The organism is Pantoea sp. ICBG 828 (genome assembly GCF_002928355.1).
GTDB classification, from domain to species: domain Bacteria; phylum Pseudomonadota; class Gammaproteobacteria; order Enterobacterales; family Enterobacteriaceae; genus Pantoea; species Pantoea dispersa.
Map to the genome: position 1 here is coordinate 600,608 of NZ_POWN01000002.1, position 22,046 is coordinate 622,653.

23 protein-coding genes are annotated in these 22,046 nt (G+C 53.1%); 12 read left to right on the plus strand and 11 right to left on the minus strand.

Annotated elements, in window-relative coordinates; translation table 11 throughout:
• Positions 1–33 precede the first annotated feature (33 nt).
• The 6 genes from C1Y43_RS07245 (at position 34) to C1Y43_RS07270 (ending at position 6,837) form a co-directional block, all read left to right on the plus strand.
• The gene (locus C1Y43_RS07245; protein WP_058770423.1) at positions 34–1,428 is read left to right on the plus strand and encodes an LLM class flavin-dependent oxidoreductase; all 1,395 of its coding nucleotides are present in this window, start codon (positions 34–36) and stop codon (positions 1,426–1,428) included.
• Positions 1,425–2,444 (plus strand): methionine ABC transporter ATP-binding protein, encoded by a 1,020-nt coding sequence (locus C1Y43_RS07250; protein ID WP_104187661.1) that lies wholly within the window; start codon positions 1,425–1,427, stop codon positions 2,442–2,444. Before C1Y43_RS07245 ends, C1Y43_RS07250 begins: the two co-directional genes overlap by 4 nt.
• Complete coding sequence (locus C1Y43_RS07255; protein WP_104093475.1) at positions 2,441–3,139, plus strand: methionine ABC transporter permease; 699 nt, start codon at positions 2,441–2,443, stop codon at positions 3,137–3,139. Before C1Y43_RS07250 ends, C1Y43_RS07255 begins: the two co-directional genes overlap by 4 nt.
• Entirely contained in the window at positions 3,136–4,011 is an 876-nt protein-coding gene (locus C1Y43_RS07260) for a MetQ/NlpA family ABC transporter substrate-binding protein (RefSeq protein ID WP_058776163.1), read from the plus strand. The genes C1Y43_RS07255 and C1Y43_RS07260 overlap by 4 nt, the downstream gene beginning before the upstream one ends.
• A gap of 174 nt (positions 4,012–4,185) precedes the next feature.
• Positions 4,186–5,619 carry an MFS transporter gene (locus C1Y43_RS07265; protein ID WP_104187663.1) on the plus strand — a complete coding sequence of 478 codons (1,434 nt, stop codon included), beginning with the start codon at positions 4,186–4,188 and terminating at the stop codon, positions 5,617–5,619.
• A 3-nt stretch (positions 5,620–5,622) separates the two neighbouring features.
• A complete protein-coding gene (locus C1Y43_RS07270; RefSeq protein ID WP_104187665.1) occupies positions 5,623–6,837 on the plus strand; it encodes an acyl-CoA dehydrogenase family protein in 1,215 nt (404 codons plus the stop codon).
• 102 nt (positions 6,838–6,939) lie between these two features.
• Here C1Y43_RS07270 and C1Y43_RS07275 read toward each other — a convergent pair whose 3' ends face one another.
• Positions 6,940–7,449, minus strand: coding sequence for an ATP-binding protein (locus tag C1Y43_RS07275; protein ID WP_058758923.1), 510 nt, complete (start codon positions 7,447–7,449; stop codon positions 6,940–6,942).
• Between the two features lie 375 nt (positions 7,450–7,824).
• Between C1Y43_RS07275 and C1Y43_RS07280 the strand changes: the two genes are divergently transcribed.
• From C1Y43_RS07280 to C1Y43_RS07290, 3 genes are all read left to right on the plus strand, one after another.
• The gene (locus tag C1Y43_RS07280; RefSeq protein ID WP_104187666.1) at positions 7,825–8,358 is read left to right on the plus strand and encodes a hypothetical protein; all 534 of its coding nucleotides are present in this window, start codon (positions 7,825–7,827) and stop codon (positions 8,356–8,358) included.
• A gap of 372 nt (positions 8,359–8,730) precedes the next feature.
• The gene (locus C1Y43_RS07285; RefSeq protein ID WP_104187668.1) at positions 8,731–9,864 is read left to right on the plus strand and encodes a glutathione-independent formaldehyde dehydrogenase; all 1,134 of its coding nucleotides are present in this window, start codon (positions 8,731–8,733) and stop codon (positions 9,862–9,864) included.
• A gap of 473 nt (positions 9,865–10,337) precedes the next feature.
• A complete protein-coding gene (locus C1Y43_RS07290; RefSeq protein ID WP_104187669.1) occupies positions 10,338–10,604 on the plus strand; it encodes a hypothetical protein in 267 nt (88 codons plus the stop codon).
• Positions 10,605–10,825: 221 nt separating this feature from the next.
• Here C1Y43_RS07290 and C1Y43_RS07295 read toward each other — a convergent pair whose 3' ends face one another.
• From C1Y43_RS07295 to C1Y43_RS07330, 7 genes are all read right to left on the minus strand, one after another.
• Positions 10,826–11,326, minus strand: a complete 501-nt coding sequence (locus C1Y43_RS07295; protein WP_104187671.1) for an anti-virulence regulator CigR family protein — start codon at positions 11,324–11,326, stop codon at positions 10,826–10,828.
• Between the two features lie 284 nt (positions 11,327–11,610).
• On the minus strand, positions 11,611–11,922 hold the full coding sequence (locus tag C1Y43_RS07300; protein WP_088517478.1) for a hypothetical protein: 312 nt from the start codon (positions 11,920–11,922) through the stop codon (positions 11,611–11,613).
• A gap of 193 nt (positions 11,923–12,115) precedes the next feature.
• Positions 12,116–12,811, minus strand: coding sequence for a DJ-1/PfpI family protein (locus C1Y43_RS07305; RefSeq protein WP_104187672.1), 696 nt, complete (start codon positions 12,809–12,811; stop codon positions 12,116–12,118).
• Between the two features lie 92 nt (positions 12,812–12,903).
• Positions 12,904–13,557, minus strand: coding sequence for a LysE family translocator (locus tag C1Y43_RS07310; protein WP_233209808.1), 654 nt, complete (start codon positions 13,555–13,557; stop codon positions 12,904–12,906).
• A gap of 74 nt (positions 13,558–13,631) precedes the next feature.
• Positions 13,632–14,534 (minus strand): AraC family transcriptional regulator, encoded by a 903-nt coding sequence (locus C1Y43_RS24090; protein ID WP_369974297.1) that lies wholly within the window; start codon positions 14,532–14,534, stop codon positions 13,632–13,634.
• Between the two features lie 281 nt (positions 14,535–14,815).
• On the minus strand, positions 14,816–15,169 hold the full coding sequence (locus C1Y43_RS07325) for an NUDIX hydrolase (protein WP_104187677.1): 354 nt from the start codon (positions 15,167–15,169) through the stop codon (positions 14,816–14,818).
• Positions 15,163–15,756: an NUDIX domain-containing protein gene (locus C1Y43_RS07330; RefSeq protein ID WP_104187678.1), complete on the minus strand. Its 594-nt coding sequence runs from the start codon at positions 15,754–15,756 to the stop codon at positions 15,163–15,165. The genes C1Y43_RS07325 and C1Y43_RS07330 overlap by 7 nt, the downstream gene beginning before the upstream one ends.
• An 80-nt stretch (positions 15,757–15,836) precedes the next feature.
• On the opposite strand from C1Y43_RS07330, the gene C1Y43_RS07335 reads away from it, so the two are divergent.
• Positions 15,837–16,586: a DeoR/GlpR family DNA-binding transcription regulator gene (locus C1Y43_RS07335; RefSeq protein WP_104187680.1), complete on the plus strand. Its 750-nt coding sequence runs from the start codon at positions 15,837–15,839 to the stop codon at positions 16,584–16,586.
• Positions 16,587–16,735: 149 nt separating this feature from the next.
• On the opposite strand, the gene C1Y43_RS07340 is transcribed toward C1Y43_RS07335, so the two are convergent.
• The 3 genes from C1Y43_RS07340 to C1Y43_RS07350 form a co-directional block, all read right to left on the minus strand.
• Complete coding sequence (locus C1Y43_RS07340) at positions 16,736–17,173, minus strand: VOC family protein (protein WP_104187682.1); 438 nt, start codon at positions 17,171–17,173, stop codon at positions 16,736–16,738.
• A 510-nt stretch (positions 17,174–17,683) separates the two neighbouring features.
• Positions 17,684–18,094, minus strand: a complete 411-nt coding sequence (locus C1Y43_RS07345; RefSeq protein WP_058781964.1) for an ASCH domain-containing protein — start codon at positions 18,092–18,094, stop codon at positions 17,684–17,686.
• A gap of 153 nt (positions 18,095–18,247) precedes the next feature.
• Positions 18,248–19,138 (minus strand): DMT family transporter, encoded by an 891-nt coding sequence (locus C1Y43_RS07350; protein WP_233209809.1) that lies wholly within the window; start codon positions 19,136–19,138, stop codon positions 18,248–18,250.
• Between the two features lie 106 nt (positions 19,139–19,244).
• Here C1Y43_RS07350 and C1Y43_RS07355 point away from each other — a divergent pair, with 106 nt between their 5' ends.
• Together C1Y43_RS07355 and C1Y43_RS07360 are read left to right on the plus strand one after the other, a co-directional pair.
• Positions 19,245–20,579, plus strand: a complete 1,335-nt coding sequence (locus C1Y43_RS07355; protein WP_104187686.1) for a PLP-dependent aminotransferase family protein — start codon at positions 19,245–19,247, stop codon at positions 20,577–20,579.
• A gap of 473 nt (positions 20,580–21,052) precedes the next feature.
• Positions 21,053–22,039: an autoinducer 2 ABC transporter substrate-binding protein gene (locus C1Y43_RS07360; protein WP_104187688.1), complete on the plus strand. Its 987-nt coding sequence runs from the start codon at positions 21,053–21,055 to the stop codon at positions 22,037–22,039.
• Positions 22,040–22,046: the final 7 nt, after the last annotated feature.

Here is a 22,046-nt window from a genome sequence, read left to right on the forward strand (position 1 = left end):
CTGCACGATCACGGCCTCGCTATGGAGATTGCTATGCCATCGCAACGCGAAATACGCCTGAATGCCTTTGATATGAACTGTGTCGGTCACCAGTCGCCCGGACTCTGGGCCCATCCCCGTGACCGCTCCTGGCAGTATAAAGATCTGGAATACTGGGTTGATTTGGCGCGCCTGCTGGAGCGCGGCAAGTTTGACGGCCTGTTCATTGCCGATGTGCTCGGCATTTACGATGTGCTGAACGGCAACGGTGACGCGGCGATACGTCAGGCCACTCAGGTGCCGGTGAACGATCCACTGGCGTTGATTACGCCGATGGCGCTGGTCACAGAGCACCTCGGTTTTGGCTTAACCGCCTCGCTGTCGTTTGAGCATCCTTATCCGTTCGCGCGCCGTTTGTCGACGCTGGACCATCTGACCAAAGGCCGCATTGGCTGGAACATCGTTACCTCCTATCTGGAGAGCGGCGCGCGCAACATTGGTCATAAAGCGCAAACCGATCATGACAGCCGGTATGACTATGCCGATGAGTACCTGCAGGTGGTCTACAAACTACTGGAAGGCAGCTGGGAGCAGGATGCGGTGCTGCGCGATCGTCAGCGTCGCATTTTCAGCGATCCCGGCAAAATCCATCCGATTAACCATCAGGGTACCTTCTTTAACGTACCGGGCATCCATCTGTGTGAACCCTCGCCGCAGCGCACGCCGGTGCTGTATCAGGCCGGTGCATCGAGCCGCGGCAAACAGTTTGCCGCTGAGCACGCAGAATGTGTGTTTGTCGCCGCGCCGTCCAAAGTGCTGTTAAAGAAAACCGTGGCCGACATCCGGCGTCGTGCAGCCGAAGCCGGTCGCGATCCGCGCAGTATTTTGATCTTCAACCTGCAGACGGTGATTGTCGGTGAAACCGATCGGGCGGCGCAGGCGAAGTGGCAGGAGTATAAAAACTGGGTCAGCTACGAAGGCGCGCTGGCGCTGGTTTCTGGCTGGACCGGCATCGACTTTGGACAATATCAGCCGGACCAGGTGCTTAAATACCTGCACACCAACGCCATCCAGTCAGCGGTTGAAACTTTCTCTACTGCCGATCCCGATCGTCAATGGACGGTGAAAGCGCTGGCTGACTGGGTGGGTATCGGCGGTTTTGGCCCGCTGCTGGTGGGCAGTGCGGCAACGGTGGCGGATGAGCTGCAAAGCTGGGTAGAGGAGACCGACGTGGATGGTTTCAACCTGGCGTATGCGCTGACCCATGAAACCTTTGAGGATGTGGTCGAGCTGCTGATTCCGGAGCTGCAAAAACGCGGCGTTTACAAACAGGATTACGCCGCGGGCACGCTACGCGAGAAGCTGTTTGCCGCCGGGCCGCAGCTCAGTGCGCCGCATCCGGGTGCTGGCTATCGCGTACGCAGCGCGCAGCAGCAGGAGGTCATATGATCGAAATCGAGCGCCTGAGTAAACACTACCGTGCGCCGGACGGTCGCGTCACCGACGTGCTGAAAAACATCACGCTGCAGGTGCCGGAAGCCAGCATCACCGCGGTGGTCGGACCGAGCGGTGCCGGCAAATCTACCCTGGCGAAATGCATCAGCCTGCTGGAGCAGCCGAGCGGCGGCAGCATCCGGGTTAACGGCAGCGATTTATCCCGGCTGGATGGCGAAGCGCTGCGCCGCGCGCGTCGCGCTATCGGCACGGTATTTCAGTCTTCCGCGCTGCTGCAGCGTAAAAGTGCCTGGGAAAATATCGCGCTGCCGCTGCGCTATCTCGGCGTGGTCGAGCGCGATATCCGCGCCCGCGTCGGCGAGCTGCTGGAGAGTGTCGGGCTAAGCCACAAAGCCAGCGCCTTTCCCGCCCAGCTCTCCGGTGGGCAGCGGCAGCGCATTGGTATTGCCCGCGCGCTGGCGCTACGTCCCTCTGTACTGCTGGCCGACGAAGCCACCTCCGGCCTCGATCCGGAAGCGACGGTCACCATCCTTGAGCTGCTGAAAAAACTGCGTGACGACTACCGGCTGGCAATCGTGCTGATCACCCATGAGATGGATGCCGTACGTCAGGCGGCGGATGCGGTTGCCGAGATTCGCAATGGAGAGATAGTGCAGTATGGCACCGTCAGTGCGCTGCTGGCACAGCCGGACAGCGTGCTCGGCCAGCGGCTGCTGCCGCTGACGGCACAAGTCAGTGATGCCGGACTGGTGCTGCAGCTTAGCTATCGTACCGATGTCGCGGTGGCCAGCGACTGGATTTCGCGCATCAGCCAGCAGTTCGCTTTAAAGGTGGAGCTGCTGGGTGCGCATGTCGAGCGGGTCAATGGCATCCAGGCCGGACGGTTGCAGGTGGGCATTCATTTTCAGCAGGAGCAGGTGCCGCTGGCACGGTTGCTGACGCAGCTGGAGCAGTATGGCCTGGCGGCCAGCGTTGCTGTCAGCGTGCCGCCGTTACGGGAGGCGGTATGAGCGTATCCGTGATAAGCCAGGACACGCCCTGGCCTGAAATTCCGGCACTGATGCTGCCGGCGCTGGGTGAAACCGCGCTGATGGTCGGCATCGTGATGCTGTTTGTGGTGAGCCTCGGTGGCGTGGTCGGCGTGGTGCTGTTTAACACCTCGCCGCGCGGCCTGTTTCCGCAGCGCGGCGTGCATCGGGTGCTGAGCTGGATCGTCAATATGGGGCGCTCGTTACCGTTTCTGGTGCTGATGGCGGCCATCATTCCGTTTACCTTCTGGCTCACCGGCACCACCATCGGCATTCCGGCGGCGGTGGTACCGATGATCGCCGCCGGTATTCCTTTCTTTGGCCGCCTGGTCGACAACGCATTACGCGAGCTGCCCGGAGAAGTTACCGCCGTGGGGCTGGTGTGCGGCGGTTCGCGCTGGCAGATCATCCGCTCCGCCCAGCTGAGTGAAGCGCTGCCGGCGATTGTCGCAGCTATCACGCTCAACCTGATCTCCATGATTGAGTACTCGGCCATCGCCGGCACCATTGGCGCTGGCGGCATTGGCTACCTGGCGGTGGTGTATGGCTATCAGCGGTTCGATAACCACATCATGATCGCCACCATCGTGGTGTTAATTGCACTGATTCAGACCATTCAATTTTTCGGCGACCGGCTGGTTGCGGCCTTGCGCCATCCTCAGGGGACATCGTTATGACAACACAAGAATTTGAGTTACGTAAAACACGCCGCTGGCCGTGGCTGCTGCTGATTATAGTGGTCATTTTGCTGGCCGCCGCTGGCTGGTTCTGGCGCAGCCAGCAGCCGCAGGCGGTGGTGTTTGGCACCACGCTGAAAGTGCATTATGAGCCGGCAATGGCCGGGGAACAGAAGCTGATCGACTATGTGGGTGAGCATATCGCGCCGGACTACGGCCTGAAGCTGGAGGCGGTCGGTGTGCAGGATCCGGTGCAGGCGGACCGTGCGGTAGCAGAAGGGCAGTATGCTGCGACGGTCTATCAGCATCAGTGGTGGCTGAAGCAGGTGGTCGATGCTAACGGCTTCCAGCTCACTTCCAGCCTGCCTCTGTTCCAGTGGGCCTTTGGTATTTACTCCGATCGCTACCGCTCGGTGGCGGATTTACCGCAGGGCGCAACCATTGTGGTGCCCGACGATGGGGCGAATCAGGGCCAGGCGCTCTGGCTGCTGGCGCGTCAGGGATTGATCACCCTCGATCCAACGGTAGAACCGCGCACCGCCAAACTGAAAAACATTGTCGGTAATCCGCACGGTTTCGTGTTCAAAGAGCTGGATCTGCTGACCATGCCGCGGGCGCTTAATTCGGTCGATGCGGCGATTGGTTATGTGTCGCAGTTTGACGCCGGTAAAGTCCCGCGTGACAAAGGCATTCTGTTCCCGCCCGCGCCGCGCACCTTTGCCTCGCAGCTGGTGATCGGTACGCCTTACCTGGAGCAGGAGAACATCGTCAAACTCAGACAGGCATTTGCCGATCCGCGCGTGCAGCAGTGGCTAAAAACCACCGATGACCCGCTGGTCAAAGGCGTGCTGGTGCCGGTTTCTGCTGAATAACTTTGCTGCCGAATACGCTACCCGGACCCGCATTGCGCGTCCGGGTTTTAGTGTTGGTGTCTTTATTATCTTATTGATTATATTGTAATTAATAGCAAATATTGTTGCTTTGGTTCCCTGCATAAAGCGCTTATAAACACCTCACCTGCACAACAAAAACAGACGTGAGGCGTTATGAGTACTCTTCCTTTAGAAAACACCTTGCCGGCTTCTCAACCGGTACGTTCGGTCAGTGATGTGGCAAGGCTGATCAACACCCGCAGTAGCAAAAACAACTATGCGCGCATGATTGTGTTTCTCGCGTTGGGTGGCGTGTTCCTCGACGCCTACGACCTGACCACACTGTCGTACGGCATCGATGACGTGGTGCGCGAGTTCCAGCTATCGCCGTTCACCACCGGGCTGGTCACCTCATCCATCATGGTTGGCACCATTGTCGGCAACCTGATTGGTGGCTGGCTGACGGATAAGTACGGCCGCTATTCGGTGTTCATGGCCGACATGCTGTTTTTTGTCGTATCGGCGATTGCGGCGGGCTTAGCACCCAACGTCTGGGTGCTGATTGGAGCGCGTTTCCTGATGGGCATTGGCGTGGGCATCGATCTGCCGGTGGCGATGTCTTATCTGGCGGAATTCTCTAAATTTGCCGGCAAAGGCAACAAAGCCGCACGGCTCGCGGCCTGGTGCCCGATGTGGTATGCGGCTTCCACTGTGTGTTTCCTGCTGATTTTTGGCCTCTATTTTCTGCTGCCTAAAGAGCATCTCGACTGGCTATGGCGCGCCTCGCTGCTGTTTGGCGCGGTACCTGCGCTGTTGATCATCGCGGTGCGCAGTAAGTTCATGAATGAATCACCGTTGTGGGCCGCGAATCAGGGCGATCTGACCTCGGCGGTGCGTATCCTGCGTGATTCGTACGGTATTCATGCACACGAAGCAGAACCAGAAACGCCACCCGCGGCGGCGGCGCCGAAGGTGAGTTTTCGCGTACTGTTCCAGAAGCCGTGGCGTGAACGCACCATCGTTGCCGGCGTAATGAATATCTGTATTTCGTTTGAGTACACCGCCATCGCCTTCTTCCTGCCGTCGATACTGGCGCAATTTCTTGGTGCCGGCGTGTTCGAGACCATCTCAGCTTCGCTGGGGCTGAACGCGCTGTTTGCCTTTACCGGCGGGCTGCTGGGGATGCGCCTGGCGTGGAAATATCCGTCACGCCACGTGGCGATCGCTGGCTTTGCGCTGCAGTTTTTGGCTCTGGTGGCGCTGGCGTTGATTGGCCACCCGCAGGCGCTGGTGGGCATCGTATTCGCGGTGCTGATGCTCGGGCTGTGGCTGTTCGCTGAAGGATTCGGGCCGGGCGCACAGCTGATGGTCTATCCGGCGCTCTCGTATCCCACCTCGATTCGCGCGACCGGCGTCGGCTTTAGCCGTGCGCTGTCGGGCATCGGCAGTGCGCTGGCGCTGTTCATTCTGCCGATTCTGCAGGCGGCGCTCGGCACCAACATGTTCTGGGTGGTATCGCTGGCCGCCATCATTCCGATCTTTTTCCTGCTGGCGGTGCGTCACGAGCCGACCCGCCACGACATCGACGACCTTTCCCCTCAGGAGTAAAACATGAGCATTCTCTCTACCGGTACTGACTATGACACGCTGGCGGCGCACTTCCGACCGCTGTTTGCCCGCATCGCGGCGGGCGCGGCGGAACGCGAGCGTACGCGTACCTTGCCTTATGAACCACTGCAGTGGCTGAAGGAAGCCGGCTTTGGCACGGTGCGTATTCCACAGCAAAAAGGTGGCTGGGGCGCCTCGCTGCCGCAGCTGTTTCAGCTGTTGATTGAGCTGGCGGAAGCAGATTCCAACCTGCCGCAGGCGCTGCGCGCGCATTTTGCTTTTGTCGAGGACCGGCTCAACCAGCCGGACAATGCGGAGCGCGATGCGTGGTTTCGCCGCTTTGTTGATGGCGAGCTGGTGGGCAGCGGCTGGACGGAGATTGGCAACGTCAGGCTGGGCGACGTGATCACCCGCGTCACGCCTGCCGCCAATGGCTGGACGCTGAATGGCGAGAAGTTTTACAGCACCGGTGCGCTGTTCGCCGACTGGATAGATGTTTACGCGCGTCGCGATGACAATCAGGGTGACGTGATCGCGCTGGTGAATACGCATCAGCCGGGCGTTACGCGCGAAGATGACTGGGACGGATTTGGCCAGCGCCTGACCGGCAGCGGCACGACGCGCTTCGAGCACGCGCATGTGGAGACGCAGCACGTGTATGATTTTGCCACGCGCTTCCGTTATCAGACCGCGTATTACCAGCACGTGTTGCTGGCGACGCTGGCGGGCATTGCGCGCGCGGTGGCGCGGGACGGCGCGGCAGCCGTTGCCGCACGCAACCGCGTTTACAGTCACGGTAACGGAGCTGCCTCGCGGCAGGATGCACAGGTGCTGCAGGTGGTGGGCGAGATCACCAGTCTGGCATTTGCCGTCGAAGCCACGGTGATTCGCGCTACCCATTCACTGCAATCAGCGTATGAAGCGCACTTGAGTGCCGATGAAGGGGCCATCGCCGCCATCAACAACCTGGCGGAAGCCGAGGCCGGACAGGCGCAGGTAATCGCCAGCGAGCTGGTGCCGCGTGCCGCCACCGAATTGTTTAATGCGCTTGGCGCATCGGATACGCGCGTCAGCAAAGCGCTGGATCGTCACTGGCGCAATGCGCGCACCGTCTCGTCGCATAACCCGGTAATCTACAAAGCGCGCGACATCGGTGACTGGAAAGTCAACGGCACGCCACCAACCGGCATCTGGCAAATCGGCAGGGGAGAGGGGTAACCAGTCTTGGTGAGCAAACGGCGCCGTTATCGGGCGCCGTTTAATGGCGCAGAACCCGGCTGCATCATGGAATTAGCACCTCATAAGCCGCAACCCGGCGGCTTAAGAGCGGTATTCAATAATATTGAAACCTTCATCAGCCGCTGGCGCTGAGAAATAACGGCTTATGATTTCAAACTGTTCATCTGAAGCGGCAAAATCGTGGGTGCCTGCTGCATTACGGGCACGTAATCGGCTCTTACACACCTCATCAGGGACGTTAAGGAAATGCAGGTGGTTAGCAGCACCTGATGCTTTAATGATACTCATCATCCATTCACGACTGGCGGGTGTATTAGCCGGAAAATCCAGTACTACCGACATCCCCGCGTTAAGTAATGACACCAGATGCGGTTTCATGGCATTTCTGAGCTTAGAGGAATACTGCACGTAATCCGCGACCGTGTGCATTTCATCGGCATAGAGCGCTGCAAGCCAGCGATCCTCACTGATAATGAGAGTGCGCGGTGCAGCGCCTAATTTTGCGGATAACGTAGATTTACCCGACGCAATTTTTCCACATAACAGGTGAAGCGTGGCTTTTTCAGGTGATGCGACATCGGTGGTGTTCATGGCTGACCTCACTGGTTGATTACCGGTAAGGCCCGCCTTACCGGCGGGAAAATGGCAAACGTTATCCCACCTGAACGTGCAAGGTGATAATAATGATTGCGGAAGACAGAGTTGAGCAAGTTTTCATCGTTTTAAACTAACAGGTTAAGTCTCAATAATCACCTGATGCTTTGCTTTAGCTGTGATGGCAGCGTGTTGTTGATAGAGGAGTTCGCAGGGGGGAGGGCCGTTTGGGGCCAGGAGCGGACATCGTTCAGGTGTCAGGCAGGTACATCAGGGACAGATTTTCCCCGGATGGCTGGCTTAATATCTGTTAAAGATTTCACACTCTCAGGCCGATAAAAACAGGAGCGACAGAAACGTAAGGAGATGCGCATGTATGGAAAACTGGTTATTATGGGAATAATAGTAACGTTGTTAAGTGGATGTTCGGCTGGGTTTAGGCCTTCTCTGGAAGACTATAAAGGTTCAGATGCAGCCAGGGTTCGTGCTGCATCTGAGGGCAATACCGCCCTGCAATTTTACGAAAAACAGTCGAGTGGCTGTTATAAAAAAGTTTTAGAGCGCCGGGTTACGGCTGGTCTGGCTATTCTCGGTATTCCTGTGTCAGGAAATAAAAAAATCGGAATGCCAGAATCAAGTAACAATAAAGGGGCTTTCATAAATGAATTTACGATCAAGCCGGGGCAACTGATAAGTATAATTCATTACTGGACTCAGCCGGGCTACTACCAAAATACAGAACGATCTGTCTCCACCAGATTCATTCCTCAGCCAAATCATGATTACGATATCGTCGTCACTGGCTCAGAATTTGGCGGGGATAGCGTATCGGTGAGAGATCTTGATCCAGGCGCTAAGATAATTGGATGGGAAGGCGATTACTGTCCCTCCGGTATACTTGATTAATTGCATGACGCTGATCACCGTTTGTACGCCTAAGCCCACCCTGGAGTGGGCTTTTTCATGTGGTACTCAAACCAGGCAGAGGTTGAGGGCAATAGCGGTTACGGGATTCAGCACAAGGCTAAGTCAGCGTAGCGGTGTGGTGCGCCAGGGGCCTGGAAGAAGACGGAGATAAAGTGCGTTTAGCGAAACGGTGCTTACAATTCATAGAGTTACATAATATTAATACCGCCAGACCACTTCATGCGCTGTTCTACACTTACACATTCAATCAAGCCGTTTGATTGAAAAAGCAGCATCACTGAGAGGGTGGCGACCGCAAAGCTTCACGCAGCCGCAGCCTTCATAACTGATCATGCACGTGAGGAGAACACCATGAAAGCAGTTATCTATAACGGACCTTTTGACGTTTCAGTCAAAGAGGTTCCGGATCCCAAAATCGTTCGCCCTACCGATGTGCTTGTCCGTATTACCACCACCAATATCTGCGGTTCAGATCTGCATATGTACGAAGGACGCACCAGCTTCGAACAGGGTCGCATCTTTGGTCATGAAAATCTGGGGCAGGTCATTGAAATCGGCAGCGCGGTTGAGCGGGTCAAAGTTGGCGATTATGTCTGCCTGCCCTTTAATGTCGGCTGCGGATTCTGTGAAAATTGCGAGAAAGGGTTAACCGGCTATTGCCTGACGGCAAATCCGGGTACGGCCGGTGCCGCCTATGGCTTTGCTGAAATGGGCGAATGGGATGGCGGACAGGCGGAGTTACTGCGTGTGCCCTATGCTGACTTTAACTGTCTGGTGCTGCCGCCGGATGCGGTTGAAAAAGAGGAGGACTACGTTTTACTTTCCGACATCTTCCCCACCGGCTGGCATGCCACTGAACTGGCAGGATTGCGCCCCGGAGAGAGTGTGGCGATTTATGGCGCAGGCCCGGTCGGCTTGATGGCGGCTCACTCGGCCATGATTAAAGGCGCATCGCAGGTGTTTGTGGTTGATACTCATCCGGACAGGCTGGCGCTGGCCGAACGACTGGGCGCTGTGGCGATCAATGGGGTGGGCGATGAGGCCGTAAATAAAATTCTCGAGTTAACCGACGGGCGCGGCACGGATTGCGGTTGCGAGTGTGTGGGATATCAATGCTGCAATAAACATGGCCACGAGGATAACTCTGCCACGCTTAACAGCCTTGTCGCGTCAACCAAGGCCACGGGCGGCATCGGTGCGGTCGGCGTTTTTGTTCCGCAGGATCCCGGAGGCGCGACCGACCTGGCCAAAGAGGGTAAAGTGCCTTTCGATTTTGGGAATTTCTGGTTTAAAGGTCAGTCAATCAAGACCGGTCAGTGTAATGTCAAAGCGTACAACCGCCAGCTCGCAAGGCTTATCCATCAGGGCAGAGCCAATCCGGCGCAGATCATCTCGCATCGACTTGCTCTGGCAGACGCTGCCGAAGGCTATAAGCATTTTGATGATCGTGATAATGGCTGGACAAAAGTCATTCTGAAACCCTGAAAGTCAGGTAACTCAGAAGAGCTAAGACACATTCAGGCGGTGGGAAGAGGGAGAACGAAAACTGCCTGTCTGTGGCTGACGATATCTGGCATGAACACCCTTATGACACATCAGCGTAACTCCGACAGATATTTGCCCACTGCTTATCCAGTTTGATGCACATGCGCAGCATCTCTTTCTCAAGGCACGAAGCCGCACAAAAATCACCTGACGCAGCAGAGAGATATCAAGCTTCGAGGCATTTTTGGCCATCGTCTGACATCATTCCTCCTCAGTTAAAGTTATTTATCAGGCATGAAAAAGATGACGGATTATTCAACTTTGTAATAACCAATTTTTTAATTATCATTTTTATAATTAGAAAATGCCCGCGATGAGCGAGAAGGGAACACAACATTTAAGTAATAATCGTGCGAGGAAGCCAAACGCCTGGTATTATAGTTATATAAATTATCATCACGGAGAAAATGCTAATGAAAATTACACTTAAAAAAGAAAATGGAACATCCGAAACACAGGATGTTGCATCTTTGATTATCACATTAAGTAATGGTGAAACTATTGAAATTAGTGACGAAAGCCAGCAGCGCCCGTCGCATCTTTCGGAAGGAATTACGGTGTGGGGAGGAAGCATGCCGAAAGAAGGCGCCTCCATTGACGACCTCAGGGCTTCAACGCGATCATTAGGTATTTATCCCCTGGCCGCTAATTTGATTCACCTTTTCCCACTCAGTAAATAGCCGCTAAATACAGCAGTATGTGAGTTTCGTCTGGGGGCATTTGAGTCGGATAATCGTAAACATCGGCTTTTGCCATAGAACGAATTGACGAACAGACCGATGTCCGCTTTGAGCGAAAAGCGGACATCATCCGTTTGATTTGCAAGCAATTCGGGAAACAGGTTGTTTGCGTATAGATGACTTTGCCGGCGTTCTCTTTTAGCCGGGCTTGCAGTCTTTGGTTAGTTGAACACACCGTTAATCACGGCGGTCACAACTGCTGTGCTCAACGCAATAAGCACTAAATCATCTCCAACCGCGCGCCACTCGTAGCCGGGGTAGTGAGGCAGCGCATTTATCATGGATGCTGGCAAATTTTTCTTAGCAATACCCGGTGGCAATGCTTTCCCACGCGCCACTTTCTTAGCGATTCCCGGCGGCAGAGACTGATAGCCTACCAGGCCATAGTTGACGGCGAGCGCTCGTGCCTGAGAGAAGCTGATATCAGATTGAACATGATCGGGGTGCCGGGCGTTCTTGCGATGTCCATGTTCGTTTTTCGACGATGCGTAACCCTGCTCTTTATTTCCGTGCGCGCCATTATTACCGTGATTGCCATTGCCATTGCCATTGCCATTGCCATTGCCATTGCCATTGCCAGGGTTTGCATAAGCCGGTGCAACAAAAACGGCGAAACCAATCATCAGAGCAAAGGTTGTTTTGAGCGTGCGTTGCGTGAGCATGACAAATGTCCTTAGTAGTATGTATTGCCTTATTGAAATATAGAACGAGGCGGCAATCTTAACCATCACCTCATTTCTGAAATATCAGTAATGTAATAAGCCGGACATGTCCGGGACTCACTCTGAACGCGGGCATTCCACTGCTCATCCTCTGAACCCAGGGGTGCGCCTGCCGGCTCGTGACTACTGAAAGAAATGTCCGCTCGTCGCGCAAAGCGGACATTGACGCCTGATATTAATTTAGAAACGTATCAGGATCACCGCTAAGTCGCCCTGAAAGGGGGCTAAAGCGGTAAAACGGTTTCCACGGTGTGCTGAAAAACGTACGGATCGGAAAGTAACTCAAATTGTTCGTCATCCGGATACGTCACTGCCACGTGATAATTTTCTCCCGCGAAGGTCTTTACTGACTGCAGATCCTTCCAGTAAGTTGCCAGAAAGAAATGCTCCCAGTCACCCTGTGTTTCTCTGCGCACATAAGCGCCTATATTCCCGGCAATGCTTCGTGAATGTTCCACACCTGTCTTCTCAAGGTGTTTCGCAAAATCTTCAGCGTGTTTGAGCGGAACACAACCGTGCCAGGTTCTTACAATCATTCGTTTTTCCTCTTAATGTGGCAAGGTTGTCACCCTATCATCGCAAGCCACTTAACGGTGTAATTTCTGAAGGCCGTGTTCGTTAATGCAAACTAAATTAATGACGACCGAAACCTATTCACTCTTACCTGTAGGTCCGTTTTTCGCTCATCGAGGCATTCGTCGGTGGGAAAGTCCGCTCCGTGCCGGCCCGTTATTTCTGTAGTCTGGCTGCGGCTTTCAGCGTCGCCTGCCGCCGCTTTTCAATAAATGGCGCAACCTGTTGCTGAGCTTTTTTCAGCTGTTCTTCAGATGCGGAGCGGGGCGAGCCACAGTCAAAGGGCGGGGCAGGGTCATATTCCATATGCAGCTGAATGTTTTGCGCGATATTCGGTCCGAACATCTCTGATACGACGCTGAGGGCAAAATCGATACCTGAAGTCACACCGGCGCCCGTTATGCGATTGCGGTCGCGTACAACGCGCTCATTTACCGGCTCTGCGCCCAATAGCGCCAGCTGATCCAGCGAAGCCCAGTGCGTCGTCGCTTTATATCCCTTCAGAAGCCCGGCCGCGCCGAGCACAAGCGATCCGGTGCATACCGACGTTACCAGCTTCGCCTGTTTACTTTGAGCCCGGATAAACGAAAGGACTTCTTCATCCTCCATCAGGTTTATCTGCCCCGGCCCGCCGGGAATACAGATGATATCCAGCGCAGGACACGTGTCGAACGTGGTGGTTGGCTGAATCGCCATCCCCCGGTCTGACACCACAAGCTCCAGATTTTTCCAGATGAGATGCACTTTCGTGTCTGGTGCCCGCGCAAAGACTTCAAACGGACCGGTCAGGTCAAGCTGCGTAAGCGCAGGGAACAGCAGCAGACCGATGGATGTAGATGTAGAATCACTCATAAATAATGCCTTCATCTAAAAGGTGATAGTGGCTTTGCCATCAGCAAAGGCAGTGGTTTGTGCAATAAAAAATGGAAACCCGTTACTGTCTGTCAGACTATCGAAATTAAATTAACCACGATGACACTCAATGCCAGGCCAATCAACATTATTCCTGAGATACGTTCCAGCCAGGGTAATAACCGGGAAAAGTGCTGAAGTACCAGACGATTGCCAATGAAAGCGGCGACCAGTAAATCCCATAGCAGCACGACACTAAACATCCATATGCCATAGACGACTTTCACATTCACCATCGCATCGCCACCACCAATAAGCGTGGCCAGACTCACGTAAAACAGCGCATTCTTGGGATTGAGTATTCCGGAGAGAAAACCCATGCCCAGTTCACGGTAATGGTTCGAGGCACCAGCAGGCTGAGTTACTGATTCCGCTGTTTTGACGCTGCAGGCAGACAATGAGCTCATGCCAGCAAAGCGGATAAAAAGCAGACCGACATAGAGTAAATAAGCACAGCCCGCGAGCTGAATAACGATAAAACTGATGCTCTCAGGATGGAAAAGCGTGATACCGCTGAAGGCAGCCAGTATAAACACGCCGTTCGCTATGGCTATCCCCAGGCAGACATTGGCGGCGCGCCGCCAGCCGGCTCTGATTGAGGTGCGTGCCACGAGAAAAAAATCCGGGCCGGGCGACAGCAACGCCAGAAAATGCGCTGCTGCCACGATAAGAAATTGCTGCAACACGGTATTACCCTCTTAAAAATTTTTAACAGGGTGCAGCTCCCGGGCAGGATTGTATTGAACAAAATTGCACTTGCTCAGGTTCGATAGCAGCCTGGCGTTACGCCAGTGTGGGCCTTAAATACGCGCTGAAAATGACTCTGGTCAGCGAAACCCAGCCGGTAAGCGATATCGGTAATGTCACAGCCTGACTGAAGCCAGTGACGTGCTTTGTTTATGCGCAAATTAAGCTGATAAGCATGCGGTGTCATGCCAGTCGCAGCGCGAAATGCTCTGATGAGCTGATAACGACTCATGCCTGAAAGGCTTGCCAGCTCTGACAGCGCCCACGGCTGCCTTTCAGCCTGCTGCAATACTTCAATCACGTTGTGTAATGCCCGACTGATGTCAGACGCCATGACAGGAAAGGCTTTCACCGGGCCGGTGCCATATTTACTGTCGCCAATAAACTCGATTAGCGCTGTATTTTTGTCTTCTGTACTGGCAGTCGAAAACAGGAGGTTATTCAGTTCACAGAAGCGATGATAGCGCTCTTGATTATTCGTCACCCGAACTTCACCCTGACTGATGAAGCCGCCTGAAACATCGTCCATTTCAGCAAGTAAAGCATTTAACCACGCGGCATCCATATGTAACATCTGATAGCTCCAGTGCTTGTGAGGCAATGGATTACAGGAGTGAACCGCGCCGGCGGGAATAAAAACCATCATTCCAGGTTGTAAATAACAGGGACCACCGGATGCGCCTGTGAACAGGCTGCCGCCTGCGTCAACTGCGCCAATTGAAAAGGTCGGGTGACTGTGTGGTCTGTAACATGCGCGGCTGTGACACGCGCGACGACTTTCGACAAAAACCAGCGACGGATCGCGCCAGAACTCTGTACGAGTGGCTACGCTGTCATTATCGCAATCGCAGCCGGAAGGGGATGTGCACGGAATGAGCATGCCTGTTTCCATCCTGGTACCTATTATCGTTGTCATGCCTGTGAGGCGTTAAGCCAGACACGATAGCATTAATTCAGATGCCTGACTCAGGCTGGCACGTCGTTGTCAGCCTGCTGCGGATAGGGCCGCCTGATGTTATGCATCACTGCATCAGACGATGCAGAGAAAAAGCGATCAGCAAGACTGGCATATTTCCCGGGCATCAATGAGTTTGTTTTATTCGCGAAAAATACTCTTGTTTGAATGACGGCGACAAGCCAAATGTCCATAAGCCTGAATGGCCGCGCTGGCATCGTCGCCATCCAGTGAAAGCATAATCACCCGATCGGAATCTCATCTATGTGAGTATAAATTTTTAACCCGAGTTCCCGCCCAATCCGTATATCGTTATCGGCGCCGTGCGACGCGCCCGGCATACGTAAGATCCCGTCGCAATGCTGAATCAGCCGATGTGCAACCGGATAAAGATAAGCCTCACTGATTTCATCACCGATTGCCTGAGAACCTGCGGCGGCGGCAAGAGGTAATGCCAGCCATTCCCCAATCACCGGCGTATGCCCTTTGTGGTAAACCTGTAGCGCAGCTTCGTCTAATTTCCGCATATTCGCGTGAATTAAAACCGTATCTCCTCCGGTGCCGCTGCGTACAGGGCCGGCGATCAGGATCAGCATGGTTTTGGCTCCTCAAAATGGACATTCATGGCAACGTATTGCAGTAACATGATGGTTTTCGCATCCATAATTTCCCCGCTGCGAATTGCGCTCAGGGCCTGAGTCAAAGGCCATTCCAGTACTTCAATATCTTCGCCCTCGTGGGCAAGACCACCGCCTTTGCTCTGGCGATCGTCATCAGCATATTCGGCGATGAAGAAATAGAGTTTCTCGGTCACCGAACCCGGACTCATAAACGCTTCCATGACTTTTTCAATATGCTGCACCCGGTAACCGGTTTCTTCTTCTGCCTCGGCGATAATGCGGGTTTCCGGCGAAGCGTTATCGAGTAGCCCGGCAGCCGCCTCGATCAAAAAACCGTGATGACCATTAATAAAAACCGGCAGACGAAACTGCCTGGTCAGCACCACGCTGCGCTTTTGACGGTTGTACAGAAGCACGACGGCACCATTTCCCCGGTCATAGGCTTCACGCTGCTGCTCCTGCCACGAGCCGTCACGGCGCTGCAGTTCGAAGGTGTATTTTTTCAGGGTGTACCAGTTATCGGACAATAGCTGCTCACGGATATTGCGTATTTTCTGCTGCATAGCTTGCCTCCTGAAGATGACAAAACAGACGCTATCATGCATAATCGTGCAAATTCAAGAAAAAACGTGAGCGGGTAATTATGCTATCGAGTCAGCGTAAACAACAGATTCTGAAGATTCTGGCGGCTGAAAATCAGGTGATGTCAGGTGAGCTCAGTCAGCGTTTCGGCATATCCGAGGACTCAATACGACGAGATTTGCGGGAACTGGCCGCTGAAGGATTGTTACAGCGTGTGCACGGCGGCGCGCTGCCGGTTTCAGCCGCGCTGGCATCCTTTGAAAAACGCAAAAACGTGCAAATGAGTTCCAAACAGTGTGTGGCGCAAAAGGCGGTGAAGCTGATTCAACCCGGTCAGGTGGTGATTATTGATGGCGGAACCACCACAGCAGAACTGGTGCAGTTGCTGCCAGCAGGCCTGGCTTTCACGGCGATCACCCACAGCCCCGGTATTGCGGTTGCGCTGGTGGATTTTCCACGGGTAGAAGTGATAACGCTGGGCGGGCTGCTCTATCGCCACTCGGTGGTCGCGGTGGGATCGGCTGTCCATGAGGCGGCTGCGCGCATCAATGCCGATCTGTTTTTCATGGGTGTTACCGGCGTGCATAAAACCGCCGGCCTCACGACCGGCAACTATGAAGAGGCTGGCATAAAGCGCGCGCTGGCGGGGAGAGCCGCCGAGACCGTTGTCATGGTGTCAAAAGAGAAACTCAATTCCGCTTCTGCCTTCGCGATTGGGGATCTGGAGCTGGCCAGTACGCTGATTGTTGATGGCGAACCTGATAAAGAGCTGCGCATGGTTTTACAGCAGAAGCATGTCTCGCTGATGTAGTGCTAATCGCCGTGTTTTAGCAAAACAGATCGGTTCATGATCTTCTATGGCCTGCCGGGTAAAGCGATTGTTGTCGGCTGTGTGTCAGAAGCGGACATCGAAAACGTCACTTTTTTAATTAGAGGATAACAGATGATAATCTATGGGCTTCAATGACTAAGCTCCATTAATTCAAGCGTCTGACCATCAGGGCTTTGTAAATATATTACTCTGGTTCCCTTCATGGGGCCTGACAACACTGTCTGAGGTTTACCCGGCGTCTTCCAGCCATAGTCCGATGCTTTGCTCAACAGTGTATCAAGATCTTCAACTGTAAAAGCAAGGTGAGCGTAGCCTGGGATATAAGGTGCTGAAGGTTCTGCTGGCTGCTCTATATTACTATATTGTAGTAATTCAATTTTGATACCAGCCAGTTCAAGCAAAGCCATCCGTACATCAGCTCCCCTTGCACCTGTGACTTCATCGATTATGGGTCCAGACATTTTTCCTTCGCGTATTAATTCACCTCCAAGGATATGAGTCCAGAAGAACACGGAGTCTTCAATGTTTTTAACTGAAAAACCAACGTGATTAACACTTAAGATCATTCGATTACCTGCTGAGTTTCGAAAATTGACCATCCAACTATATGAAAAGAAAGCTTTATTGCTACACAATAAATGCGATGGGATTTGTACAGGAAAAAGCATTACTGAAATCGGTTTAACTATGCATTTATGATGGATACACAGTATCAGATGGATAGAAACCAGCTCCCGTTGATAAATAAGCAACCATGCTATAAGCCTTAATGCCGTTCAGTTAAGTCCCAAATTCACTTACCGCACATTTCGTAGCGGCGCGATTAATCGCGCCTACTAATAGTAGCACCGTGCCCATCAATGCTTCGCGCAATAAATTGCACCGCTACAAAAATGTGCCTGCTGTTTACTCTCAATTGATAAGCATTATGCTATAAGCCTGCATTTTTTGTCGATAAATAGCTGATGACCGCTTCGCGCTCATAGCAGAAATGGACTTGTGCTAAGTCCTCTGTAGGCTAAAAGCGGACATTATTATTGATGGCCGCCGATAAAATGCTGACCTTTTGCCTGATCTTACAGCACTTCTACCACTTCAAATTCTTCAGCAATCAACTCCATATCTTCTGAAAAATGACCTTCACGGCTAAAAAAGCGCTGGTGTTCTTTCTGCCAGAATTCAAGACTTAAATCGCCTTCACCTTCTTTGCGGGCAAACGCTTCTGTAACATCACAAAAACGCACCAGCCGCAGTGAAATCAATCTGATCACACAGACCGGGGTATTCTGACCATCAAGAATAATGTTATAGCTCCCAATCTTCGGAGCAGACTCCTCCTGCTGGTAAGCGGTAAACGATCCGCAGGAAGCTGTTTTGATGCCTTTTTTTACCAGTTCTGCCAGCTTGCTGGCCAGTTCCGCACTGTCACCCATTTGCCAGGCATCTGCGCCAGGATACTTCTTTTTTATTTCCTCAACCGCAAACATGAAAATTCCCTCAATCGTCGGTGAATGAAAAGTTTCATCGTTTATAGCATGAACTGTACCGGTATTAAGAATCAGGCTGATCGTCGCATATTGTGGTTCACTTTTTGCCCAACGCGGACACTTACGTAAATCCAGACGACATGAGGCTAAGGACTAATCTGCAAACCTGCGCGAGCCAACGACACACAGGATCACGCCCAGTGTTATGAGAATCATCATCGGCCTTACCGTTTCAGACAGTAACGTTGCTGAAAGTCCGAGACCAAAGAATGGCTGCAGCAACTGTAATTGTCCCACAGCGGCGATGCCGCCCGCAGCCAGTCCCCTGTACCAGAAAATGAAACCAATCAGCATACTGAACAGCGATACATATCCCAGTGAAAGCCACGCCTGCAGGCTTATTTCGCCCATGTTCTCCGGCAAGGTCTCCAGGGTGGCAACAAGCATCAGCGGCAGGGACATAATCAGTGCCCAGCAGATAACCTGCCATCCTCCCAATTCACGCGAAAGCTTTGCACCTTCGGCATAGCCGAGGCCACACACAATCACGGAAGCCAGCATCAGAAGATCGCCGGTTACTGATACAGAACCTTTCTGGAGTAGGGCAAATCCCATCACCAGCAGGCTGCCGGCGACTGAAAAAATCCAGAAAGCCAGCCTGGGCCTTTCGCCTCCTCTGACAACGCCGAAAATAGCCGTCGCCATGGGTAGCAGACCGAGGAAGACAATAGAGTGAGCCGAGGTAACGTGCTGCAGCGCCATGGCTGTCAGAAGAGGAAAACCAACCACTACACCTGCAGCAACGACAACCAGAGAAATCAGCTGATGCCGCTGAGGACGAGCCTGACTTAAAAAGAGAATCAGCATAATGGCCAGTACACCGGCAATTGAAGCGCGTGAAAAAGTCAGAAAAAAGGGATCCATTTCCCGCACTGCTATGCGTGTTGCGGGCAAAGAGCCACTGAAGATGATCACGCCGGTCAGCCCGTTCAGCCAACCTGATTTCAGGCCAGAATGTGTATTTTTTACCCTGGTAACTGTCACAACAGACCTCATTAAGTTCGATAAATGATTTAACAGATAACGTTGACAGCCCCCATGCTAAGTACCAGCATTCAGGACAATCAAATAATTGTCATAGATACAATTCATGAAAGCTCGATACAAAGTCATCGTGGATGAATTCGCTTCCGCGATACGAACAGGCGCGCTCCTGCCGGGCGCCCGCCTGCCTACCCACAGAGCGCTGTCGGCTGAAAAGCACGTGTCACTGGCAACGGCTACCCGCGTTTACGCTGAGCTGGAAGCCATGGGGCTGGTGAGCGGAGAAACCGGAAGAGGAACATTTGTCAGGGAAATTTCGCTGCCCGCCGGGCTGGGTCTGGATCAGTACGCAGTGGCGTCTGACGTGCTCGATCTGAACTTCAACTATCCTACGCTACCGGACCAGGCGGAACGGTTACGCCAGGCAATGCGACAGCTGGCCACATCTGGCGATCTGGCTTCACTGTTGCGTTACCAGCCGCACGCTGGCAGGCAAAGCGACAGGGAGACAATCGCGTTATGGCTCAATGCCTCCGGCATGACCGCGTCTGCTGATGAGGTTTTGATTGTAAATGGCGCGCAGCACGGTCTTAGCGTTGCTGTTATGGGGCTGCTGAAACCCGGGGATGTGGTGGCTGTAGATGCTCTGACCTATCCTGGCTTCAAAGCCCTGGCCAGCCTCTATCATCTGGAACTGGTGGCGATACCCACTGATGCCAGTGGACCGGACCTGACGGCATTCAGGCAAATCTGCCAACGCCGGCGCCTGCGCGCGGTATATACCATGCCAACACTGCATAACCCGCTTGGCTGGGTTATGAATGATGCCCAGCGCAGGGAGCTGGCCCGTATTGCCAGAACGTTCGATCTTCTTATCATCGAAGACGCGGCCTATGCATTTCTTGTCCGTCGTCCACCGCCGCCGCTTGCCACTTATGCGCCTGAAAGAACCGTTTATGTTACCGGTTTTGCTAAAAGCGTTGCCACTGGCCTGCGCGTCGGTGCTGTGGTGTGTCCCGCTGAAATGCGAATCGCCCTGGAGCGAGCCATCAGGGCAACGACCTGGAATACTCCCTCCCTCATGGTTTCGATTGTCTGCGACTGGATTAAAGATGGCACACTTAAACGCTTTGAGGCGCTGAAAAGACGGGACGCGCGTCAGCGGCAGGCGCTGACGCGCAAAATACTCGTGAACAGTGAATGGGTAAGCCATGCCAACGCTTACTTTATCTGGTTATCACTGCCTCAGGAAGTAAGGGCTGACAGGCTTGTTCACCGATTGATGCAGCAAAATATCTCTGTTTCCACAGCAGAACCCTTCAGCACCTCAAACTGTGTGCCGCATGCTATTCGTCTGGCTCTTGGCTCAGTCACGATGAATCAGCTGAGCGAGGCCCTGGCGAAAATTAAAGAGGCTATTGAGTATGAGATTGATCTTTGAGCGCTGTCCGCTCCTCGCTCATAAGGAATTATAGCTGCGTGCATGCCCGATCTGCCTCTGGTGCGGATGTGGTTTCATCGTGCCCGGGCATCTGCACAGGCAGTGCAAAACCTCTGCGCCTGCTCCCGTGACGCTGTTCACAATCCGTGCAATTTAAAAGACACCGCGGTGACTTTTCAGTCGTAAAACCCTTAGCGTGGTGTTTTATATGTAACTTTATTGTTAATAATTAGATGTTTTAATGTTGCAAAATAGCAGTGAAAGCTATCATAAAGCTCTAAATCGTGCCAGAATCCTCTATCTATTAACATTTATTTAACATTTAAAATTATATAATTTAGCATTTATGGGCGTTTATCACATTTCCATCACATCTGCGCGAAAAGCGATGTACGCGTAAGTTAATCTCTGAGCGTGAATTAAATAGCAATCGTCTGTTCCCTATATCAGAACCTCATCAGAAAGGTACCAAAATGAAATTTAACCTCGCATTAGTCAGTGCATGTGTGGTTTCAGCGTGCATGTTATTCACAACACCCTCATTCGCTGCCAAACCTTACGATATCGCCGTGGTGGCCAAAGTTACCGGTATTCCGTGGTTCACCCGCATGGAAGTCGGCGTAAAAGAAGCCGCGCAGAAACTGGATGTTAACGCCTATCAGGTTGGCGCCTCCACGCCCGATCCGGCGCAGCAGGTCAAGGTGATTGAAGATCTGATTGCCAAAAAAGTTGACGCCATCATTGTGGTGCCAAACGATGCCAAAGTACTGGAGCCGGTACTGAAAAAAGCGCGCGACCAGGGCATCGTGGTATTAACCCATGAATCGCCGGACCAGCAAATTGGTCAGTGGGATGTCGAAACCATCGACAGCCAGAAATATGCGGAAGCCAATATGGACGAGCTGGCAAAAGATATGGGTGGCAAAGGCGGTTATGCCATTTATGTCGGCTCTTTGACCGTGCCATTACATAATGCGTGGGCCAATGCGGCAATCAAATATCAGAAAGAAAAATACCCGGACATGCATGAAGTCACGTCACGCCTGCCAGTGGCTGAAAATATTGATAAGTCATATTCCACCACGCTGGATTTGATGAAAACCTATCCTGATCTGAAAGGGATTATCGGTTTCGGCTCGCTCGGTCCGATCGGTGCCGGTCAGGCGGTTCAGCAGAAGCGCGCGAAAAACAAGATCGCGGTTGTCGGTATCGCTATGCCGGCTCAGGCTGCGCCATATCTGATGCGCGGTGACATCAAAAAAGTCCTGCTGTGGGATCCAAAAGATGCCGGTTACGCCCTGGTTTCGGTCGCCGATCAGCTGCTGCAGGGTAAAGAAGTCACTAAAGACCTGAGCATTGAAGGTCTGGGCAAAGCCGACGTCGATATAGAAAAGAAAGTGATTCGCTTTAATAAAATTCTCGAAGTAACGCCAGAGAATGCGAAATCACTTGGCTTCTGATCAGAAT

Bases quoted from the DNA above. Each gene is read 5' to 3' on its own strand.
- C1Y43_RS07245 (WP_058770423.1), top strand. From the start codon at position 34: ATGCCATCGCAACGCGAAATACGCCTGAATGCCTTTGATATGAACTGT.
- C1Y43_RS07250 (WP_104187661.1), top strand. From the start codon at position 1,425: ATGATCGAAATCGAGCGCCTGAGTAAACACTACCGTGCGCCGGACGGT.
- C1Y43_RS07255 (WP_104093475.1), top strand. From the start codon at position 2,441: ATGAGCGTATCCGTGATAAGCCAGGACACGCCCTGGCCTGAAATTCCG.
- C1Y43_RS07260 (WP_058776163.1), top strand. From the start codon at position 3,136: ATGACAACACAAGAATTTGAGTTACGTAAAACACGCCGCTGGCCGTGG.
- C1Y43_RS07265 (WP_104187663.1), top strand. From the start codon at position 4,186: ATGAGTACTCTTCCTTTAGAAAACACCTTGCCGGCTTCTCAACCGGTA.
- C1Y43_RS07270 (WP_104187665.1), top strand. From the start codon at position 5,623: ATGAGCATTCTCTCTACCGGTACTGACTATGACACGCTGGCGGCGCAC.
- C1Y43_RS07275 (WP_058758923.1), bottom strand. From the start codon at position 7,449: ATGAACACCACCGATGTCGCATCACCTGAAAAAGCCACGCTTCACCTG.
- C1Y43_RS07280 (WP_104187666.1), top strand. From the start codon at position 7,825: ATGTATGGAAAACTGGTTATTATGGGAATAATAGTAACGTTGTTAAGT.
- C1Y43_RS07285 (WP_104187668.1), top strand. From the start codon at position 8,731: ATGAAAGCAGTTATCTATAACGGACCTTTTGACGTTTCAGTCAAAGAG.
- C1Y43_RS07290 (WP_104187669.1), top strand. From the start codon at position 10,338: ATGAAAATTACACTTAAAAAAGAAAATGGAACATCCGAAACACAGGAT.
- C1Y43_RS07295 (WP_104187671.1), bottom strand. From the start codon at position 11,326: ATGCTCACGCAACGCACGCTCAAAACAACCTTTGCTCTGATGATTGGT.
- C1Y43_RS07300 (WP_088517478.1), bottom strand. From the start codon at position 11,922: ATGATTGTAAGAACCTGGCACGGTTGTGTTCCGCTCAAACACGCTGAA.
- C1Y43_RS07305 (WP_104187672.1), bottom strand. From the start codon at position 12,811: ATGAGTGATTCTACATCTACATCCATCGGTCTGCTGCTGTTCCCTGCG.
- C1Y43_RS24090 (WP_369974297.1), bottom strand. From the start codon at position 14,534: ATGACAACGATAATAGGTACCAGGATGGAAACAGGCATGCTCATTCCG.
- C1Y43_RS07325 (WP_104187677.1), bottom strand. From the start codon at position 15,169: ATGCTGATCCTGATCGCCGGCCCTGTACGCAGCGGCACCGGAGGAGAT.
- C1Y43_RS07330 (WP_104187678.1), bottom strand. From the start codon at position 15,756: ATGCAGCAGAAAATACGCAATATCCGTGAGCAGCTATTGTCCGATAAC.
- C1Y43_RS07335 (WP_104187680.1), top strand. From the start codon at position 15,837: ATGCTATCGAGTCAGCGTAAACAACAGATTCTGAAGATTCTGGCGGCT.
- C1Y43_RS07340 (WP_104187682.1), bottom strand. From the start codon at position 17,173: ATGATCTTAAGTGTTAATCACGTTGGTTTTTCAGTTAAAAACATTGAA.
- C1Y43_RS07345 (WP_058781964.1), bottom strand. From the start codon at position 18,094: ATGTTTGCGGTTGAGGAAATAAAAAAGAAGTATCCTGGCGCAGATGCC.
- C1Y43_RS07355 (WP_104187686.1), top strand. From the start codon at position 19,245: ATGAAAGCTCGATACAAAGTCATCGTGGATGAATTCGCTTCCGCGATA.
- C1Y43_RS07360 (WP_104187688.1), top strand. From the start codon at position 21,053: ATGAAATTTAACCTCGCATTAGTCAGTGCATGTGTGGTTTCAGCGTGC.